Source organism: Pseudomonas boreofloridensis, from assembly GCF_030580795.1.
GTDB classification, from domain to species: domain Bacteria; phylum Pseudomonadota; class Gammaproteobacteria; order Pseudomonadales; family Pseudomonadaceae; genus Aquipseudomonas; species Aquipseudomonas boreofloridensis.
Genome location: NZ_JAUQOQ010000007.1, coordinates 199152 through 217733 on the forward strand (window position 1 = coordinate 199152; position 18582 = coordinate 217733).

The 18582-nt window shown below is 63.7% G+C and carries 14 protein-coding genes; 8 read left to right on the forward strand and 6 right to left on the reverse strand.

What is annotated here, in order from left to right:
• The first annotated feature begins 7 nt into the window (after window positions 1-7).
• On the forward strand, window positions 8-1204 hold the full coding sequence (locus Q6A47_RS11280) for an HlyD family secretion protein (protein WP_029613285.1): 1197 nt from the start codon (window positions 8-10) through the stop codon (window positions 1202-1204).
• The gene (locus Q6A47_RS11285) at window positions 1201-2736 is read left to right on the forward strand and encodes a DHA2 family efflux MFS transporter permease subunit (RefSeq protein ID WP_039577169.1); all 1536 of its coding nucleotides are present in this window, start codon (window positions 1201-1203) and stop codon (window positions 2734-2736) included. The genes Q6A47_RS11280 and Q6A47_RS11285 overlap by 4 nt, the downstream gene beginning before the upstream one ends.
• A gap of 53 nt (window positions 2737-2789) precedes the next feature.
• Here Q6A47_RS11285 and Q6A47_RS11290 read toward each other — a convergent pair whose 3' ends face one another.
• The 4 genes from Q6A47_RS11290 to Q6A47_RS11305 form a co-directional block, all read right to left on the reverse strand.
• Window positions 2790-4784, reverse strand: a complete 1995-nt coding sequence (locus tag Q6A47_RS11290) for an ATP-binding protein (protein ID WP_304484349.1) — start codon at window positions 4782-4784, stop codon at window positions 2790-2792.
• 67 nt (window positions 4785-4851) lie between these two features.
• Window positions 4852-6261, reverse strand: a complete 1410-nt coding sequence (mapR, locus tag Q6A47_RS11295) for a GntR family transcriptional regulator MpaR (protein ID WP_304484350.1) — start codon at window positions 6259-6261, stop codon at window positions 4852-4854.
• Window positions 6262-6311: 50 nt separating this feature from the next.
• Window positions 6312-7718 (reverse strand): cytochrome c oxidase accessory protein CcoG, encoded by a 1407-nt coding sequence (ccoG, locus tag Q6A47_RS11300; RefSeq protein ID WP_304484351.1) that lies wholly within the window; start codon window positions 7716-7718, stop codon window positions 6312-6314.
• A 121-nt stretch (window positions 7719-7839) separates the two neighbouring features.
• Window positions 7840-8076 (reverse strand): DUF3203 family protein, encoded by a 237-nt coding sequence (locus Q6A47_RS11305; protein WP_029613288.1) that lies wholly within the window; start codon window positions 8074-8076, stop codon window positions 7840-7842.
• Window positions 8077-8204: 128 nt separating this feature from the next.
• Here Q6A47_RS11305 and Q6A47_RS11310 point away from each other — a divergent pair, with 128 nt between their 5' ends.
• A complete protein-coding gene (locus tag Q6A47_RS11310; RefSeq protein ID WP_037027819.1) occupies window positions 8205-8726 on the forward strand; it encodes an MgtC/SapB family protein in 522 nt (173 codons plus the stop codon).
• A gap of 513 nt (window positions 8727-9239) precedes the next feature.
• Here the strand turns inward: Q6A47_RS11310 and Q6A47_RS11315 are convergent.
• The gene (locus tag Q6A47_RS11315) at window positions 9240-9719 is read right to left on the reverse strand and encodes a GNAT family N-acetyltransferase (RefSeq protein WP_304484352.1); all 480 of its coding nucleotides are present in this window, start codon (window positions 9717-9719) and stop codon (window positions 9240-9242) included.
• A gap of 213 nt (window positions 9720-9932) precedes the next feature.
• Between Q6A47_RS11315 and Q6A47_RS11320 the strand changes: the two genes are divergently transcribed.
• Together Q6A47_RS11320 and Q6A47_RS11325 are read left to right on the forward strand one after the other, a co-directional pair.
• Window positions 9933-10553, forward strand: coding sequence for a LysE family translocator (locus Q6A47_RS11320; RefSeq protein ID WP_304484393.1), 621 nt, complete (start codon window positions 9933-9935; stop codon window positions 10551-10553).
• 20 nt (window positions 10554-10573) lie between these two features.
• Window positions 10574-11446 carry an alpha/beta fold hydrolase gene (locus tag Q6A47_RS11325; protein ID WP_304484353.1) on the forward strand — a complete coding sequence of 291 codons (873 nt, stop codon included), beginning with the start codon at window positions 10574-10576 and terminating at the stop codon, window positions 11444-11446.
• Between the two features lie 18 nt (window positions 11447-11464).
• Here the strand turns inward: Q6A47_RS11325 and xthA are convergent, their stop codons facing one another.
• Window positions 11465-12277, reverse strand: coding sequence for an exodeoxyribonuclease III (xthA, locus tag Q6A47_RS11330; protein WP_304484354.1), 813 nt, complete (start codon window positions 12275-12277; stop codon window positions 11465-11467).
• A 162-nt stretch (window positions 12278-12439) separates the two neighbouring features.
• Here xthA and Q6A47_RS11335 point away from each other — a divergent pair, with 162 nt between their 5' ends.
• From Q6A47_RS11335 to Q6A47_RS11345, 3 genes are read left to right on the forward strand one after another with little or no spacing between them, the layout of a single operon-like run.
• Entirely contained in the window at window positions 12440-13081 is a 642-nt protein-coding gene (locus Q6A47_RS11335) for a GNAT family N-acetyltransferase (RefSeq protein ID WP_369811470.1), read from the forward strand.
• A 51-nt stretch (window positions 13082-13132) separates the two neighbouring features.
• Window positions 13133-14875: an autotransporter assembly complex protein TamA gene (locus Q6A47_RS11340; RefSeq protein WP_304484355.1), complete on the forward strand. Its 1743-nt coding sequence runs from the start codon at window positions 13133-13135 to the stop codon at window positions 14873-14875.
• Window positions 14872-18546 (forward strand): translocation/assembly module TamB domain-containing protein, encoded by a 3675-nt coding sequence (locus Q6A47_RS11345; protein WP_304484356.1) that lies wholly within the window; start codon window positions 14872-14874, stop codon window positions 18544-18546. The genes Q6A47_RS11340 and Q6A47_RS11345 overlap by 4 nt, the downstream gene beginning before the upstream one ends.
• Window positions 18547-18582: the final 36 nt, after the last annotated feature.

Sequence of the window (18582 nt, forward strand, 5' to 3'; positions counted from 1 at the left end):
TAACGTCATGGCCACTCCCTCCGATGCACCCGCCCCCGCACAAGAGCCGGGCGCCAATCGCAAGCGCAAGACCTGGCTGCTGGCCCTGCTGCTGCTGGTGGTCCTCGCCGGTGCTGCCGCCTGGGCTTGGTACGCCTTGGTCGGGCGCTGGCACGAGAGCACCGACGACGCCTACGTCAACGGCAACGTGGTGGAGATCACGCCACTGATTACCGGCACCGTCATCAGCATCGGTGCCGATGATGGCGACCTGGTCCAGGCCGGGCAGGTGCTGCTGCGTTTCGATCCGAGCGATGGGGAGGTGGCATTGCAGGCCAGCGAGGCCAAGCTGGCGCACACCGTACGCCAAGTGCGCGGGCTGTACAGCAACGTCGATGCGCTCAAAGCGCAGATGCAGGCGCGCCAGGCCGAATTGAAGAAAGCGCGGGAGAACTACAACCGCCGCAAGGTGCTTGCCGACAGCGGGGCGATTTCCGCCGAAGAGCTGTCGCACTCGCGCGATGACCTGTCCAGTGCGCAAAGCGCCCTGGACAGCGCGCGCCAGCAACTCAACACCAGTACGGCGCTGGTCGATGACACCGTGGTCGCTTCGCACCCGGATGTACTTGCTGCCGCTTCGGACTTGCGTCAGGCGTATCTGGACAATGCCCGTACCACGCTGGTGGCGCCGGTCACCGGCTACGTCGCCAAGCGCACCGTGCAGCTTGGCCAGCGCCTGCAACCGGGCACCGCGACCATGGCAGTGATCCCGCTGAATCAGGTGTGGATCGACGCCAACTTCAAGGAAACCCAACTGCGGGATATGCGCATCGGTCAGCCGGTGGAGGTCACCGCCGACCTCTACGGCAGCGACGTCATCTACCGCGGCACCGTCGACAGCCTCGGCGCTGGTACCGGCAGCGCGTTCGCTTTGCTGCCCGCACAGAACGCCACCGGCAACTGGATCAAGATCGTCCAGCGGGTGCCCGTTCGCGTGCACCTGGACCCAGAACAGCTCAAGACGCACCCGCTGCGTATCGGCTTGTCGACCGTGGTCGAGGTCGACCTGCACGACCAGAGCGGTCCGACCCTGGCCCAGCAACCGCCGCAGCAGGCCAGCTATGCCACCGAAGTGTACGACCGCCAACTGGCCGAGGCCGACCGCCTGATCGCCAAGCTGATTCATGACAACAGCGCCGCCAGCGGCAAGACGGCGTCGCAATGAGCAACGGCGCCCCCGCTCAGTTCACCCCGCCGAGTCTGCTGCTGACGACCATCGGGTTGTCGCTGGCGACGTTCATGCAGGTGCTGGATACCACCATCGCCAACGTGGCGCTGCCGACCATTTCCGGCAACCTGGGGGTGAGCTACGAGCAGGGCACCTGGGTCATCACTTCATTCGCGGTGAGCAATGCCATCGCCTTGCCGCTGACCGGCTGGCTGAGCCGACGCTTCGGTGAGGTCAAGCTGTTCATCTGGGCCACGCTGCTGTTCGTGCTGGCCTCGTTCCTGTGCGGGATCGCGCAATCCATGCCGGAACTGGTGGGCTTTCGCGTCCTGCAGGGGGTGGTCGCCGGGCCGCTGTACCCGATGACCCAGACGTTGCTGATCGCGGTCTATCCGCCTGCCAAGCGCGGCATGGCCTTGGCGCTGCTGGCGATGGTCACGGTGGTGGCGCCGATTGCCGGACCGATTCTCGGCGGATGGATCACCGACAGCTACAGTTGGCCCTGGATCTTCTTCATCAACGTGCCCATCGGCCTGTTCGCCGCTGCGGTGGTGCGCCAGCAGATGCGCGCGCGGCCGGTAACCACCAGTCGTCAGCCCATGGACTACGTCGGTCTGCTGACGCTGATCGTTGGCGTGGGCGCCTTGCAGGTGGTGCTCGACAAGGGCAATGACCTGGATTGGTTCGAATCCTCGTTCATCGTTGCCGGGAGCCTCATCTCGGTGGTGTTCCTGGCCGTGTTCGTGATCTGGGAACTGACCGATCGTCATCCGGTGGTCAATCTGCGCTTGTTCGTGCACCGCAATTTCCGCATCGGCACCTTGGTGCTGGTCGGTGGCTACTCGGGGTTCTTCGGTATCAACCTGATCCTGCCCCAGTGGCTGCAGACGCAGATGGGCTACACCGCGACCTGGGCCGGCCTGGCAGTCGCGCCCATCGGCCTGCTGCCGGTGATCATGTCGCCCTTCGTCGGCAAATACGCCCATCGCTTCGACCTGCGCCTACTGGCCGGTCTGGCGTTCCTGGCGATCGGCGCCAGTTGCTACATGCGCGCCGGTTTCACCAGCGAAGTGGATTTCCTGCACATCGCCCTGGTGCAGTTGTTCATGGGGATTGGCGTGGCGCTGTTCTTCATGCCCACCTTGAGCATTCTGCTCTCGGACCTGCCGCCCCAGCAGATCGCCGACGGTTCTGGCCTGGCGACGTTCCTGCGCACCTTGGGGGGCAGCTTCGCCGCGTCGCTGACCACCTGGATCTGGATTCGCCGGGCCGATCAGCACCATGCCTACCTGAGCGAGCACATCAGCCAATACGACCCGGCGACCCGGCACACGTTGGCCCAGTTGGGCGGGGCGAGCCCGCAGAGCTATGCGCAGCTCGAGCAGATCCTCAACAGTCAAGCCTACATGATGTCCACGGTGGACTATTTCACCTTGCTCACCTGGGTCTTCGGCGCCTTGATCCTGCTCGTGTGGCTAGCCAAGCCGCCGTTCACGGCCAAGGCGGGACCAGCCTCGGCAGGTCATTGAAGCGAGATTTCAGCAGGCCGGGCGTTCACTGCCGACGCAGCGGCCTGTGCGTTTCAAGACACCTTCAGTGCTTCGAGCATTGACGTCGTCCGGCCTACCAACGCCTCGACATTGACCGGCCGGTTGAGCACCTCAACGTGCGTATCGCCGTGCAGGTCGACGGCTTCGCCCGGCTCGGCCAGAACCAGCACCCTCAGCGCCGGATTCACCTGCTGCGCCGCCTGGAGCAGGCGTAAACCGGTCTCCTGGCGCAGCACGCGTGCGTCGCAAATCAGCAGGTTTGGCCGCAGCCCTTGCTGCACGGCGCACAACGCTTCGTTGCCCGAGAGGCTGGTGTGAACTCTGTGGCCCGCGTCCTCCAGGTATTCCTGCATCACCAGGCGCATTGCCGGTTGTTCTTCGATGACCAACACGGTGCGTCGAGGTATCGAGTGATGACGTGGCAAATACAGGTGCACGGTTGTGCCCTGTCCCGGCGTGCTTTGAATCTGCATCTGCCCGCCTGACTGGCGCACGAAGCCGTACACCATCGAAAGCCCCAGGCCCGTGCCCTGTCCCAGTGGCTTGGTGGTGAAGAACGGATCGATGGCCCGCTCGGCCACCTCCTGCGTCATGCCCTCGCCCTGATCGGCCACGGCCAGGTGCAGGTACTCGCCAGGTGCAGCGTCCAGGCCTGCGGCGAGCAGCGGATCCATGTCGATGTTTTCGCACTGAATGGACACGGCGCCGCCCTCGGGCATGGCATCGCGGGCATTCAGGCACAGGTTGAGCAGGGCGCTTTCCAGTTGCGGAGGATCGACACAGGTCAGCCACAGGTCAGGCTGGGTGCGGTCGATCAGTTGCACGCGGCTGCCGACCGAGCTCTTGATCAGCGGCATCAACCCGCTGACCAGGTGTTGGATATGGATGGCTTGGGGTTGCAAGGTCTGCTGGCGTGAAAAGGCCAGCAAGCGCTGCACCAGCGAGGCCGCGCGGCCAGTGTCTTGTTGCACGCTGTCGAGCAACTGCGCGGCATCGTCCGCGCGCGATTCGCGCAGGCGTTGCCGGGCCAGCTCCAGTGCACCTTGGATGCTGCCCAACAGGTTGTTGAAGTCATGAGCGATACCGCCGGTGAGCTGGCCGACCGCTTCCATCTTCTGCGACTGACGCAGGGCCTGCTCGGCCTCGCGCAGCCGCTCCTGTTCGTTGACCCGTTCGGTGATGTTATAGGCGAACAGATAAGCGCCGATGATCTGCTGCTCATCGTTGCGCAGGCAGCTCATGCGCAATTCATAGTGGCGCAGGAGGGGCCCATCACCAATGCTGATGACGTGAACCACGGATTCCCCGCTCAGGGCCCGGCGCCACAGCGGCAGCATCAGCTTGCTGGCCTCTGGCAGAGGGGCGAGGGCCTGCTCCAGCGTCTCGCCGATTTGCGGGACGTAGTGATGCTCGCGCTGGAACGTGGCCCGCGCGGTGCGGTTGATGGCGCGCAGAATCAGGTTGTTGTCCATCACCAGCACGTTGGCCAGGCTGCTGTCGAGCACATCGCCGAACAGTTTGCGCTCGGCCTGGGCGGCATCGATGCGTTGTTCGAGCAGCTCGTAACGGCTGAGCAGCAACTCACTGGACGACTGATCGCGAAAGATCACCCCCAGGCGACGCTTGCTCGTCGGCTCCAATCGATAGACGGAAACGGCCAGCAGTCGACGGGCTTCCTTGAGTTCGTGAACGAAGGTACTGCTGACTCCAGTACGTTGTACCTCGGCGAAGCGTTCGATCCACACCTCGGCCTCATCGGGGATGAGCTCGCGAACGGTGACGCCCAGGTGGCGGTGATAACCCGCGTGGCGCACGCTGGCGGCATTCAGGTAGATGTGCCGATAGTCGCTGAGTGGGCCGCGTGGGGTGTCGATCATTTCGACAATGCAGAATCCCTCGTTCATCTGCTGACAGAGCAGCTCGAAGCACTGCTCCTTCATGCCTTCCTCGAGCATGGCCGCGCGCGCTTGCTGGCGGTGCCACGCCAGCGTATAGGGATCAGGTGGATGTGCGGGCAAGGTGGACATGGCGTCGGTTCTCCAAGCGGCGAGTCCTCACTATAGACGCTGATCGGCGCCGCCTTTGACGCTGCACTCAGAACGAGCTGACGATGCGCCCCAGGGTCTGCATCGCCTGTTCGCAGGTAGTGTCCCAGGGCGAGCCGTAGTTCAGCCGTATGCAGTTGCCGAAGCGCCGCGTCGGCGAGAAGATCGGCCCTGGCGCGATGCTGATGCCTTGGGCCAGGGCCATGTGGAACAGCTTAAGCGCATCCATTCGCTCAGGCAGTTCGAGCCACAGGAAATAGCCGCCGGACGGTTGGCTGACGCGGGTCTGGGCCGGGAAATGTCGAGCGATGGCCGCCAGCATGCTGGACTGCTGGCCCTCCAGGGCGTAGCGCAACTTGCGCAGGTGACGGTCGTAGCCGCCATGCTGCAGGTAGTCGGCGATGGCGGCCTGGGCGGGCATCGAGGCGCACAGCGAGGTCATCAACTTGAGCCGTTCGATCTTCTGCGCGTAACGCCCGGCAGCGACCCAGCCAACCCGGTAGCCGGGCGCCAGGCTCTTGGAAAACGACCCGCAGTGCATTACCAGACCGTCGCGGTCGAAGGCCTTGGCGGGCTTGGGGGCCTGGGGTGCGTAATACAACTCGGCATAGACATCGTCTTCGATCAACGGCACCTGATGCCGGTGCAGCAGGTCCACCAATGCCTGTTTCTTGGCCTCGGGCATGCTCGCGCCGACCGGGTTCTGGAAGGTGGTCATCGACCACACGGCCTTGATCGGGTGTTTCTCCAGGGTCTGCGCCAATACGTCCAGGTCCATACCTTCACGTGGGTGCACCGGGATTTCCACAGCCTTGAGCTTCAGACGCTCGAGCACCTGCAGGCAGACATAGAACGCGGGCGCCTCGATGGCGACCAGGTCGCCTGGCTCGGTGACCGCTTGCAGGCACAGATTGAGCGCTTCGAGCGCCCCGTTGGTGATCAGCAACTCCTCCATCGGCAGCATCAGCCCGGCGACCATGTAGCGCAGGGCGATCTGACGGCGCAGTTGCGGATTGCCCGGCGACAGGTCGGTGACCACGACGCGCGGATCCATGGCCCGACTGGCGCTGGCCAGCGAGCGCGAAAGGCGTTGCAGTGGAAACAGCGTCGGGCTGGGGAAGGCCGAGCCGAAGGGCACGGTGTGCGGGTCTTTGATCGAGTCGAGGATCGAAAACACCAGGTCGCTGACGTCGACGTCGGTGGACTCGCTGACCGGCGCCTGCGCCTGCGGCTCGCTGAACTGACGGGGCGCATGGGCATTGACGAAATAGCCCGAACGCGGTCGGGCGCGGATCAGCCCGCGCCGCTCCAGCAGGTAGTAGGCCTGAAACACGGTGGACGGGCTGACCCCGTGGGTCTGGCTGGCATAGCGCACCGAAGGCACGCGCTGGCCAGGGCCAAGCACCCCGGAGCGGATCAATTCAGCGATGTCGTCGGCAAAGCGTTCGTAGCGTTTCATCGTTCTTGGACTTCTGGCTGGGCACGCAAGGTGGGCGGCAGTGTAAGGGATCAGCGGTTCAGGGGCGCGACGAATCGGCTGCGCGCGCGGCTGTGCACCTGCGGCTGGGCGAGGTCCTGCACTTCGAAGGTAAGGTCCACCGAGCTGCTGGCAGGTCGCTCGGCCAGCATCGCCACGGACACCGGCAATTCACTCATCTCCCCGGCGGCAATGGACAGCTCGCGTTTGCCCTGCAGGACGAAACCGTCGGCATCGACCAGGCTCAGCGCGTAACGCTGCGGTTGCTGGGTTTTGTTGATGATCTTGAGCAGGTAGATGTTCTCGATCTGGCCTTGGGCGTTCTCGCGGAACAGTCCGCGGTCCTTGATCACGTCCATGGATACCATCGGCCGCATCTGCAGCGCGATCACCAGTGCGCCGATCATCACCACCAGGGCCGTGGCGTAGCCGAGCAGGCGCGGACGCAGCCAGTGGGTGGTGCCACCCTGCAGGCTGTGCTCGGACTTGTAGCCGATCAGGCCGCGCCGGTAACCCATTTTGTCCATGACGGTGTCGCAGGCGTCGATGCAGGCCGCGCAGCCGATGCAGGCCATCTGCAAACCGTCGCGGATGTCGATGCCGGTGGGGCAGACCTGCACGCACAAGGTGCAATCGATACAGTCGCCCAATTGCTGCGCGCGCGGGTCGCTGCCTTTCCTGCGTGGGCCGCGCGATTCGCCGCGACGCGGGTCGTAGGCCACGGCCAGGGTATCCTTGTCGAGCATCACGCTCTGGAAACGCGCATACGGGCACATGTGCATACATACCGCTTCACGCAGCCAGCCGGCATTGAGGTAGGTGGCAGCGGTGAAGAACAGGATCCAGAACAGTGCGACACCCCCCAGCTCGAAGCTCAACAGCTCACTGGCCAGTGCCCGGATGGGTGTGAAGTAGCCAACGAAGGTCAGGCTGGTTATCACCCCGATCGCCAGCCACAGGCCGTGCTTGGAAGCACGGCGAGCCAGTTTGTTGAGGCTCCAGGGTGCGGCGGCCAGGCGGATGCGCTGGTTGCGGTCACCTTCGGTGACTTTCTCGCACCACATGAACAGCCAGGTCCAGACGCTCTGCGGGCAGCTATAACCGCACCAGACCCGTCCAGCGAATACGGTGATGGCGAACAGGCCGAAGGCGCAAATGATCAGCAGCGCAGAGAGTAGGATGAAGTCCTGCGGCCAGAACGTGGCGCCGAAGATGTGGAACTTGCTCTCGGCCAAGTCCCACAGCACGGCCTGGCGCCCGTTCCAGTTCAGCCAGGCGGTAGCGAAGAACAGCGCGAACAGCAGGCCGGCGAAACCGATGCGCACGTTGCGGTATACGCCTTTGAAGCTGCGGGTCTGGATCTGCCCGTCAGCGTTCTGTCGTGCTGGCGTGGCGGCGGGTTCGATGTGGATGACTCGGAAGGGCACTCTCTCGCTCATGGTGGTTCGCTCATCAGGCCTCTATCAGGCCCGGGCACTATGGCCCCCGATCTGTTTTCAGCACAGGCTCAGGTCGGGCGATAAAAACCATATCAGAACGCGCTGTAACCCACTCGAACCCTTAGATTATCGAGCCTGGGCCACTGTTCTTCAGATGTCTGCGACTATCCACCGCACCTGCCACGGTGAGCGCATCGGCCTCGGCTTCGGTGATCGGGAAGCGTTCGCCGGCGAGAATGGCCACCGACATGCGCAGGTGCGCGTCGGTGACGATCTCGACCTCGTGGCCCAGGCCTTCGATGGTGACGGTGTCACCGGACAAGGTGCAGCGCTTGTGGTCGTCGATGTGTACGGGCATGGCCTTTCTCTCCTGTGGTTTAAGTCTTTGACCTTGTGGGTGGCGAGGTTTCTGCATCGCCGTCGCACTCCTGGCAGGGTGTGCGGTCCACCTTCCATGAAGCCTTCTGAGGACTGTGCGTGGAGCGGATCTGGGAAAACGTCTGGCAGGCGGTAGTGGCCGAATTCGCCGACATTACCGATGAAAGCGAGGTCACACGGATCGTCGTGCGTCTGATGATGGCCGCAGTGCTTGGGGCCGTGTTGGGCTTCGAGCGTGAGCATCGTGGGAAATCGGCGGGTGTGCGCACCCACATGCTGGTGTCCATGGGCGCGGCGTTGTTCGTATTGGCGCCGGGTATGGCCGGTGCAGACGATCAGGCGCTCAGTCGAGTGATCCAGGGCATCGTTGCAGGCATCGGTTTTCTCGGTGCAGGCACCATCCTCAAAGGCAATGGACGTGACACCAGTCATGTCAAGGGCCTGACCACTGCTGCGGGGCTGTGGATGACGGCCGCCATCGGCACGGCTGCGGGCATGGGGCGCGAAGCGACGGCCCTGGTGAGCACCGTGCTGGCATTGCTGGTACTGGCCAGCATGCCGCTGTTGGTGGGCAAGGTGGAAGACGAGAACGAGGAGAAGAAGGACGAGGAGGGTGGTCGGAAACACTGAGGGGAGCCGAAGCTCCCCTCTAGGTGTTGTTGCCTGCTCTTTTATTATTATTCAAAACCGGCCTGTTGTTGTTTTTGTCAGCCGGTTCCGGTGTAGCCGGGCCCCTATCTGGGGCCAAGAGCAAACGTATTTTTTTGAGCGCTGGCCTGCATTCGATCCTGACTGTCGCTACCTGAAGGTAGTTTTATTGTTCTGTGTCGAACCGGGGGCGAGCCCCACATTGCTGCCTACTCCAAAAAAATCTGCTTGCTGCGCCTCTGCCGTGTTGTTCTTGTTATGTCAGAGCCGGTGCATGTTGTTTTTATTGGGTGTGTCGCGATTTTTTATTTTTGTTGTGCCAGAGATATAGCAGGTGGCGTGCCAACTTTTTAATTTCCTTTTAAATCAATGATTTGCTGTTTTTTTGGCACTGCGGGAAGCGCGCACGAACCTCTCGAATTGTTTCCGTGTTACCCGCTTGTCGGCCGCCGGCGCTGTGCGGGTAACACATCGCCCACTTGTCTGTTCCGTGCATCACCCTGCGGCGAAGTTGTGCAGACGCTCGCCCTCTAACCGATAGCGAATCCATTCAGACTGGGCTTGCGCGTCCAGAGCCTCGTAGAAGCCGATGGCTGGCGCATTCCAGTCCAGTACGCTCCACTCCAGGCGTGCGCAGCCTTTGGCCAGCGCTTCGCGGGCGATGTGGCGCAGTAGTTGGCGACCGGCGCCGTCACCACGGTGCTCAGGGGTGATGTACAGGTCTTCGAGGTAGATACCGTTGCGGCCCAACCAGGTGGAGTAGCTATAGAAGAAGACGGCAAAGCCGATGGGTTGACCGTCACGTTCGCAGATCAGTCCGTGTACGGTGCTGCCGTCATCGAACAGGCTGCGTTCGATGTCGGTGACGCTGGCTACCACCTGGTCTCGGGCTCGCTCGTAGTCCGCAAGCTCAGTGATGAAATCGAGGATCTGTGCGGCGTCGCTGCGCTGGGCTGGACGAATGGTCAGGCTCATGGGGGCATTCCTTGAAAGACAAGCGCCTAGCGTAGCGGGTAGGGCTGGCGTTGCCGAGTCTCTGAGACTGGTCGGTTTTGGAGGGGCGGGGGCATCAGTAGATGAACAGTTATGTGTTATGGGCTAATTTTCCATAACTGTATGGGTTTGGGTCGATCAAGGATCGCTAGTGTTGTGCGACTCGACAATCATCCTATGACGGACTTGCACGCCATGCTTGGCTCCTACGAACTACTCAGCGCCTTCATTCTTTTCGCCTTCGTTTCATCCATCACGCCGGGGCCGAATAACACCTTGTTGCTTGCCTCGGGAGTGAACTTCGGTGTCCGTCGCTCGATTCCCCATGCCATGGGCATCAGCATTGGCTTCATGCTGATGGTGCTGGGTGTGGGTTTTGGCCTGGGTGAGCTCTTCAAAGCCTGGCCGCCGCTGTACAGCGTGCTGCGCTATGTCGGCGCGGCGTACCTGCTGTACCTTGCATGGAAAATCGCCACCTCCGGCCCGCTATCCGGCGAGGCTCAGAGCACGCGCAGCCCCATGAGTTTCTGGGGCGCGGCGGCATTCCAGTGGGTCAATCCAAAAGCCTGGGTGATGGCTGTTGGGGCAATCACCACCTATACCCCGGCCCAAGGCTATGCCGTGAACGTCGTGGTGATTGCCGTGCTGTTCGCGTTGGTGAACCTGCCGAGCGTCGGCATCTGGGTCATGTTCGGCAGCGCGCTGCGCAACGTGCTGCGCAATCCTCGCTGGCTGGTGCTGTTCAATGTCCTGATGGCCGTGTTGCTGGTGATTTCGTTGTATCCGCTGCTGTTTGTAGAATCGTCGTTTTCGTAGTTCGACGAGTGCCGCTCCCGATGCAATTGATTCCTTGGTCCCACGACTGCTCCGACGGCTTCACCTTGCGAGGCTGGCACTCGGCACCCAGCGGCAAGCCGCTGTTGCATTTTCTGCATGGCAACGGCTTCTGTTGCCTGGCTTACGAGCCGTTGCTGATGCGCCTCGGCGAGCACTTCGACCTGTGGCTGTGCGATGTCCAGGGTCATGGCGATAGCGATCATGGCGGGGCGTTTCGCGGTTGGAACCGCTCAGCGGAGTTGGTGGTAGAAGCCTTCGAGGCGGGGCGGTCGATATTCGGCGAGATACCGCGGTATGCCGCCGGGCACAGTTTCGGTGGCGTGCTGACGGCACTGATTCTGGCCCGGCAGCCGCAGTTGTTCGCGCGTGCCGTGCTACTCGACCCGGTGTTGTTCAGCCCACGCATGATCGCGGTCATGCGCATCCTGGCGCTGTTGGGCCTGAATCGCCGACATGGCCTGGCCCGCAAAGCTGCCACCCGGCGCAGTCACTGGCCGGACCGTGAGGCGGCGCTGGCGTCGCTGCACGGACGGGGCATCTTCAAAGGGTGGAGCGAAGCGTCGCTGCAGGCTTATGTGGGCCACGCGTTGGGCGATTGTTCCAATGCCGTGGTGCTCAAGTGTCGGCCCAGCCGCGAGGTGGAGGTATTCAGTTCCTGGCCGTCGCGGCTGTGGCCGAGCCTGGAGCAGATCGTCACGCCGACGCGGATCCTGCACGGCGAACAGAGCTATCCGTTCGTTGCCGAGTCGGCTCGACGCCTGGCGGCGCGCAATCGCCATGTGAGTGAGCAGTCGGTCGCCGGCGGGCACTGCTTCATGCAACAGGATCCGGTGAGCGCCGCGCAGCAGGTCGAGGCCTTTCTGCGCAGTTGACTCATCGATGCACGGCGGTCAAGCCAACTCCAGCCAGATCGGTGCATGGTCGGACGGTTTTTCCATGCCCCGCAGTTCGTAGTCCACGCCGGCGTCCTTGAGTCGCGGTAGCAACGCCTGCGAGGTCATGATCAGGTCGATGCGCAGGCCACGCTTGGGCTCGTCCTCGAAACCGCGGCTGCGGTAATCGAACCAACTGAAGCGGTCCGCCACCTCTGGGTGCAGGTGGCGGAAGCTGTCGACCAGACCCCAGCCCTTGAGGCGCTCCATCCATTCACGCTCTTCCGGCAGGAAGCTGCACTTGCCGGTCTTGAGCCAGCGCTTGGCATTGTCCGCGCCGATGCCGATGTCGCAGTCCTGGGGGGAGATGTTCACGTCGCCCATCACCACCAAGGGCTGGTCGTTGTGGAACTGACCCTCCAGCAAGGCTTGCAGATCGCTGTAGAAGCGTTGCTTGGCGGGGAACTTGGTGGGGTGGTCGCGGCTTTCCCCCTGGGGAAAGTAGCCGTTCATGATGGTGATGGCGGCGCCATTGTCATCGGCGAAGGTGCCCCAGATGAAACGGCGCTGGGCATCGTCTTCATCGGTGCTGAAACCCTTGACCAGCGACAGCGGTTCGCGCCGCGAGAGCAGGGCGACGCCATAGTGGCCTTTCTGCCCATGAAAGTGCACGTGATAGCCCAGGGCCTGGACCTCGGCCAGCGGGAACTGCTCGTCGCTGACCTTGGTTTCCTGCAGGCCGATGACATCCGGCTGATGCTTCTCGATCAGCGCGGCCAACTGGTGCGGGCGGGCGCGCAGGCCGTTGATGTTGAACGAGACGATCTTCATGGCTAAGGCGATCCTGGTAAAAGCCAGGGATGCTAGCTGACATCCGCAGTCATCACCAGCCTGAGCTTCTGGGCGGCTCTTCAGTACCGCAACGACGGTGGAACGATGCGCCACGGCGTGCCTCAAAAGCTCTGACCCGCACCTTCCAGAAGGATCTTCGCCATGTCCGCCGCCCCAGCCCGCCTCTGCCTGCTCGACGATGGTTATCGCCGCGAAGTGCGCAGGCTGCTCTATGACGCTTATCCCTCGGAACCGACCTTCGCCTGGCTGTTCGACGCCCAACGCGGCGGTTACCAGCGGCGATTGCGCGCAATGATACGCGCCTGGGTGCGCCAGCACTTCTATATGCAACTGCCGGCGCTGGGCTTGCTGGTGGACGACCGCTTGATCGCCGTGGCATTGATCGCGCCGCCCCAGCGCCGTCTGGGCGTGGCCGACAGTTGGATGTGGCGCCTGCGTATGCTGATCGGCGCAGGTCGGCGCAGCACCCGTCGCTACCTGGCGTATCAGGCAGCGCTGGCCGCCTGCCTGCCAACCCAGCAAGTGCATGTGCTGTCGTTGCTGGGTGTGCATCCACAGGTTCAGGGCCAGCACTACGCCGAAAAATTGTTGCAGGCGGTACACGACTGGTGCGCGAAGGACCTGGAGACGCAAGGCGTCGTGCTCAGCACCGGCAACCCGCATTACTACGGGTTCTGCGAGCGCATGGGGTATCAGGAGGTTGGAGAGCTTGCACTCGGCAGTGTCAACGAACGGGTGTTCTTCAATCCGAATCCGTCGTCAGTCAAAACGATAGCGTCTTGATCGCGACAGGCGCGGCTTACGCTGCCGCTTCGCTCTGGTAGCATGCCCGCCATGACGTATTCAGGACGATTTGGCTGGGGCGTGCTGTTGCTCGCCGCCAGCTGTACAGCGTGGGGCCAGAGCGAATTGGTGGTGCGGGTCAAACCGGCCAACAAGGCGCTGCAGGCGAACATTGAAGGCTATATCGGCAGCCTCGGCGATCGTGACGAGGACGCCTTGCTGCGCTTCAGTCGCGGGGCCGAGGAACAGGCGCGCAAGGCGGCCCAGGCGCTGGGCTATTACCAGGCGCAGATCGACGCCCAGGTCCAGCCCCCGAGCAAGCCTGATCAGCCTTTGCAATTGATCATCCGGGTCGAGCCGGGCGAGCCGGTGCGCCTGCGCAACGTGCAGGTCCGCATTGAGGGTCCAGCCAGCGAGCTGAAGGCGTTCCGAGTCCCGGACAGCCGGGCCTTGCGTCAAGGCGAGCAACTGAATCACGGTGCTTACGAGGACGCCAAGCGCCTGATCCAGAACCAGGCCTCGCGCTATGGCTTCTTCGACGGGCGGTTTGCCCGCCAACGCCTGGCCGTGGATCCCCGCGCCGGGGTCGCCGATATTGAGCTGGTGTATCAGAGCGGTCCGCGCTACCGCCTGGGCAAGGTCACCTTCAGCGGCGACGCGCCACTGGACGACGATCTGCTGCAGCGCATGGTGGGCTTCAAACCCGGTACGCCCTATGACTCGGAACTGGTCGCCGAACTGAACAACGACCTGCAGTCCAGCGGCTACTTCGAGGGCGTGCGGGTGGATGCTGCGCCCACGGCAGCCGTGAACGACGTGGTGCCGGTGGCGGTCCAACTCGATACCCGCAAACCGCGCACCTTGGGCCTGGGCCTGGGGTTTTCCACCGATGTCGGGCCGCGCGGCAAAGCCAACTGGACGCGGCACTGGGTCAACCCGCAAGGCCACAGCTATGGCTGGGAAACCGAGATTTCCGGCCCCCGACAGAACGTCGGCCTCTGGTATGACGTACCCCTAGACCCACCGTTGACCGACAAACTGCGCTTTGCCGGTGGCTACCAGAACGAAGAACTCTCTGGCACCGACACGTTGAGCAAACTGTTGACGGTCGGCCCGGAGTGGCACAGCAAGCTGCCCAGCGGCTGGCAGCGGGTGATTTCACTCAAGTACCAGCGCGAGGAATACCGACTGGGTGACGACTCCGGCCTGAGCAACCTGCTGATGCCTGGCATTAGTTACTCGTACCTGCGCAGCGACAACCGCATCGACCCGCACAATGGTTACCGCCTGCAGTTCGACGTCCAGGTGGCCAAGGAAGGGCTGGTGTCCGACACCAACCTGGTGCATGGCAACGTCCTGCTCAAGGGCCTGACCACCTTGGGGCAAAACCATCGCGTGCTCGGGCGTGTGCAGTTCGGCGGCAGCGCCACCAACGGCTATGAGAAGAAAATGCCGCCGTCGCTGCGTTTCTTTGCCGGTGGTGACCAGAGCGTGCGCGGCTATGACTACCAGACACTGTCGCCGAAGAACAGCCAGGGCGACCGCATCGGTGGCCGTTACCTGGTTGCCGGCAGTGTCGAATACCAGTACTCGATCACGGAGAAATGGCGCGTGGCAACCTTCGTCGACCAAGGCAACGCCTTCAATTCGCTGGAGCTGCCCAGCCTCAAGACGGGGGTCGGCATCGGCGTGCGCTGGGTGTCGCCAGTCGGTCCGCTGCGCCTGGACCTGGCGCGTGCGCTCGATGATGACGGCGGTTTCCGTGTGCACTTTTCCATGGGGCCTGAACTGTGAGGCGGGTGATCACGCCGCTGCTGTTGGGACTGCTCGGCCTGCTGCTGTTGATGGTGCTCGCGCTGACCCTGGTGCTCGGCACCCAGGCGGGCAGTCGCTGGGTGCTAGGTTGGGTGCCAGGCCTGCAGGTCGACGACTTCCAAGGCACGCTGGGCGGGCGATGGCAGGCCAGTCGCCTGGTCTGGACGCAGGACGCTAGCCGCGTCGAACTGCAGGCGCCGCAACTGCACTGGTCGCCTGCCTGTTTGTTGCGCGCCACCTTGTGTGTCCAGCGCCTGCAGGCCGAGCGTATCGACATGGCCTTTGCCCCCAGCGCCGAGCAGACCGACAGTGGTCCTCTGAAACTGCCTGATTTGCGCTTGCCGATCGCCATCGAGTTGGGTGAGGTCAAGGTGGGCCAACTGCGCCTCGATGGCGGCGACTTGCTCGGCGATCTGCAACTGGCGGCGCACTGGACCGGACAGGGCATGCGCATCGACCACTTGCAGTTGCAGCGCGACGATCTGCACCTGAGCCTGCAAGGTACCGTTTTGCCCGAGGGCGATTGGCCGCTCGATGCCGATGCCACGCTGCAACTGCCTGCGGTTGATGGTCAGGCGTGGCAGTTGGTGCTCAACGCCAAAGGCGATCTGCTCAAGACGCTGGCGCTCGACGGCACCAGCAGCGGTTACCTGCAAGCCAGAATCGACGGTGAGCTGCAAGCGCTGGCCGAGCATGTGCCCGCAAGGCTGCGCATTCGTGCCGATGGGTTCCGGCCGTCTGCAGCGTTGCCCGCACCGCTGCAACTGAACCAACTTCAACTGTTGGCAACCGGGGATCTGCTCGAGGGTTATCGGCTCGAGGGCACGGCGAGCCTGCCGGCCGAGCAAGGGCCGATCGCGCTGGCGTTGAACGGCAAGGTCGATGCCAAAGGAGCGCGCCTCGATGCCCTGGACCTGACCGCCAGTGACACGCAGCGCCTCCGGCTTCAGGCCACGGCTGACTGGGAGCAGGGCGTGCAGGCCGATGCCACTGTCGACTGGCTCGATTTCCCCTGGTTGCGCCTGTACCCGCTGCCAGAGACGCCTGAAGTGACGCTCAAGCGCTTCAAGGCGCAGGTGGCGTATCGCGACGGCCGCTACGAGGGTGAGTTCACCGGCAATCTGGAAGGCCCGGCGGGGGCGTTCAGTGTGGCCAGCCCGTTCGCGGGAGATCTGGGCCAGGTGCGTTTGCCCAAGCTCGAATTGGTGGCTGGTCAAGGGCGGGCGGCGGGCAGCGTCGGCATCCAGTTCGCCGACACCCTGGCGTGGGATGTCGATCTGAACGTATCGGCACTCGACCCGGCCTATTGGGTCGCTGAACTGCCAGGTACGCTGGCAGGGCCGCTGCGCAGCAAGGGTGAGTTGAAGAACGAGCGGTTGCAGCTCGATGCCGAGCTTGATCTGAAGGGGCGCCTGCGTGGTCAACCTGCGCAGCTCAAGGCAGACGCCAAGGGGGCAGGGGATGCCTGGACCCTGGGCACGCTGGCGATCCAGTTGGGCGACAACCGTATTACCGGCAGCGGCAGCCTGCAGCAGCGCCTGGCCGGGCGCATCGACCTCGACCTGCCCCGTTTGGAGCAGCTCTGGCCGCGCCTGCAAGGCCAGGCCAAAGGTCGCCTCGATCTGGCCGGAACCCTGGCGGCCCCGCAGGGTAGTTTGACGCTGCAGGGGCAGCAATTGGCCCAGGCCGACAATCGCATTCAACGGCTGGACCTGGACGCGCGCCTGGACAATGCCCAGCGAGGCGTGGTCACGCTCAAGGTCGGCGCTATCCGCCTGGGCGAGACCGCCTTGGGTAATCTGGACCTCAGCGGCAAGGGCGACATTCGTCAGCAGGCGCTGAGCCTTGCGCTCGACGGCCCGCAACTCAAGCTGAACCTTGCGCTCGACGGCACGCTGGCCAAGGGCGACTGGCGCGGTCGGCTGGCCAGCGGCCGGGTCCAGGCCGGTGGCCAGGACTGGCAACTACAGGCCCCGGCGCGCTTGCAGCGCCTGGCCAATGGTCAGATCGACTTCGCCAGCCATTGCTGGCGCTCCGGCCAGGCCAGCCTGTGCGGTGACGACCAGCGCCTGGCGCCGGAGCCGCGACTGCGTTATCACCTCAAACAGTTCCCCATCGACAGCCTGGCCCCGTGGTTACCCAAGGACTTCGCCTGGCAAGGCATGCTCAACGCCGACATCAACCTGGATATCCCGGCCAGCGGGCCGAAGGGTACGGTGCGCGTGGATGCCAGTGGCGGCACGTTGCGCGTGCGCGACAGTGGTCGCTGGGTCGATTTCCCTTATCAGACGCTGCGCTTGGACAGCACCCTGGCGCCGCGTCAGGTAGACACCACCTTGGTGTTCCGCGGCGAGCGGCTGGGTCAGTTGAACCTGTCCACGCGCATCGATCCACTGGGGCGCGACAAACCGTTGTCTGGCGATTTCCGCCTCTCCGGCGTCGACCTGTCGATCGCCCGTCCGTTCCTGCCGATGGTCGAGCGCCTGGCTGGCCAGCTCAATGGCGAGGGTCGGCTGTCCGGCACGTTGCTGACGCCGCAGGTCAACGGCACTGTCCAGCTCAGCGGCGGACACGTCAGTGGCACCGAATTGCCGGTCAGTTTGGAAGCCTTGTCGCTGCGGGCGCTGATCGCCGGTGAGCAGGTGCAGATCAACGGCGACTGGCGCAGCGGCGAGGCCGGTCGCGGGCAATTGACCGGCGACATGACCTGGGGTCAGGCTTTGGCCGTCGATCTGCGGCTCCAGGGCCAGCAACTGCCGGTCAGCGTCGAGCCATACGCGGCGCTCGAAGTCGCGCCCGACCTGCGGATTCGCCTGGCTGGCGAGAAGTTGGCGGTGACCGGCAAGGTGCAGGTGCCCAAAGGCAAGATCACCGTGCGCGAGTTGCCGCCTTCCACGGTCAAGGTGTCGGATGACACGGTGATCGTCGGTCAGCAGACCGAGCAGGGCGAGGCACCCATGGCGGTGGCCATGGACGTCGACGTCGAGGTCGGTCGCGACAAGCTGTCGTTCAGCGGTTTCGGTCTGACCGCCAATCTGCTGGGCCATGTACACATCGGCGACAACCTCGACACCCGCGGCGAGCTGAGCCTGGCCGACGGTCGCTACCGTGCCTATGGTCAGCGCCTGACCATCCGCCGCGCCCGGCTGCTATTCGCCGGGCCCATCGACCAGCCCTACCTGGACATCGAAGCGATCCGTCAGGTGAACGAGGTCACTGCCGGTATCCGCCTCAGCGGCAGCGCCGAGCAACCGACCAGCACCGTGTTCTCGGAACCGGCCATGAGCCAGGAGCAGGCGTTGTCCTACCTGGTACTCGGCCGTCCTTTGGGCAATTCCGGGGAAGACAACAACATGCTCGCGGAGGCGGCGTTGGGCCTGGGGCTCGCCGGCAGTGCCGGCCTCACCGGTGGCCTTGCCTCGCGGCTGGGCATCGATGACTTCCAGCTTGATACCCAAGGCTCGGGCAACAGCACCAGCGTGGTCGCCAGCGGCAACCTGACCGAGCGCCTGAGCCTGCGCTATGGGGTCGGCGTGTTCGAGCCGGCCAGCACCATCGCCCTGCGCTACAAGCTCAGCAAGAAAGTGTACGTGGAAGCCGCCAGTGGATTGGCAAGCTCGCTGGACATCTTCTACAAGCGAGATTTCTAAGATCGTGGGCCCCAGGCCGGGGCGCCGCGACGTCAG

Coding starts and splice junctions, on each gene's coding strand:
- Q6A47_RS11280 (WP_029613285.1), top strand. CDS start 8: ATGGCCACTCCCTCCGATGCACCCGCCCCCGCACAAGAGCCGGGCGCC.
- Q6A47_RS11305 (WP_029613288.1), bottom strand. CDS start 8,076: ATGCCCGTACACATCGACGACCACAAGCGCTGCACCTTGTCCGGTGAC.
- Q6A47_RS11335 (WP_369811470.1), top strand. CDS start 12,440: ATGTCCGCCGCCCCAGCCCGCCTCTGCCTGCTCGACGATGGTTATCGC.
- Q6A47_RS11290 (WP_304484349.1), bottom strand. CDS start 4,784: ATGTCCACCTTGCCCGCACATCCACCTGATCCCTATACGCTGGCGTGG.
- Q6A47_RS11315 (WP_304484352.1), bottom strand. CDS start 9,719: ATGAGCCTGACCATTCGTCCAGCCCAGCGCAGCGACGCCGCACAGATC.
- Q6A47_RS11325 (WP_304484353.1), top strand. CDS start 10,574: ATGCAATTGATTCCTTGGTCCCACGACTGCTCCGACGGCTTCACCTTG.
- xthA (WP_304484354.1), bottom strand. CDS start 12,277: ATGAAGATCGTCTCGTTCAACATCAACGGCCTGCGCGCCCGCCCGCAC.
- Q6A47_RS11320 (WP_304484393.1), top strand. CDS start 9,933: ATGCTTGGCTCCTACGAACTACTCAGCGCCTTCATTCTTTTCGCCTTC.
- Q6A47_RS11285 (WP_039577169.1), top strand. CDS start 1,201: ATGAGCAACGGCGCCCCCGCTCAGTTCACCCCGCCGAGTCTGCTGCTG.
- Q6A47_RS11340 (WP_304484355.1), top strand. CDS start 13,133: ATGACGTATTCAGGACGATTTGGCTGGGGCGTGCTGTTGCTCGCCGCC.
- mapR (WP_304484350.1), bottom strand. CDS start 6,261: ATGAAACGCTACGAACGCTTTGCCGACGACATCGCTGAATTGATCCGC.
- ccoG (WP_304484351.1), bottom strand. CDS start 7,718: ATGAGCGAGAGAGTGCCCTTCCGAGTCATCCACATCGAACCCGCCGCC.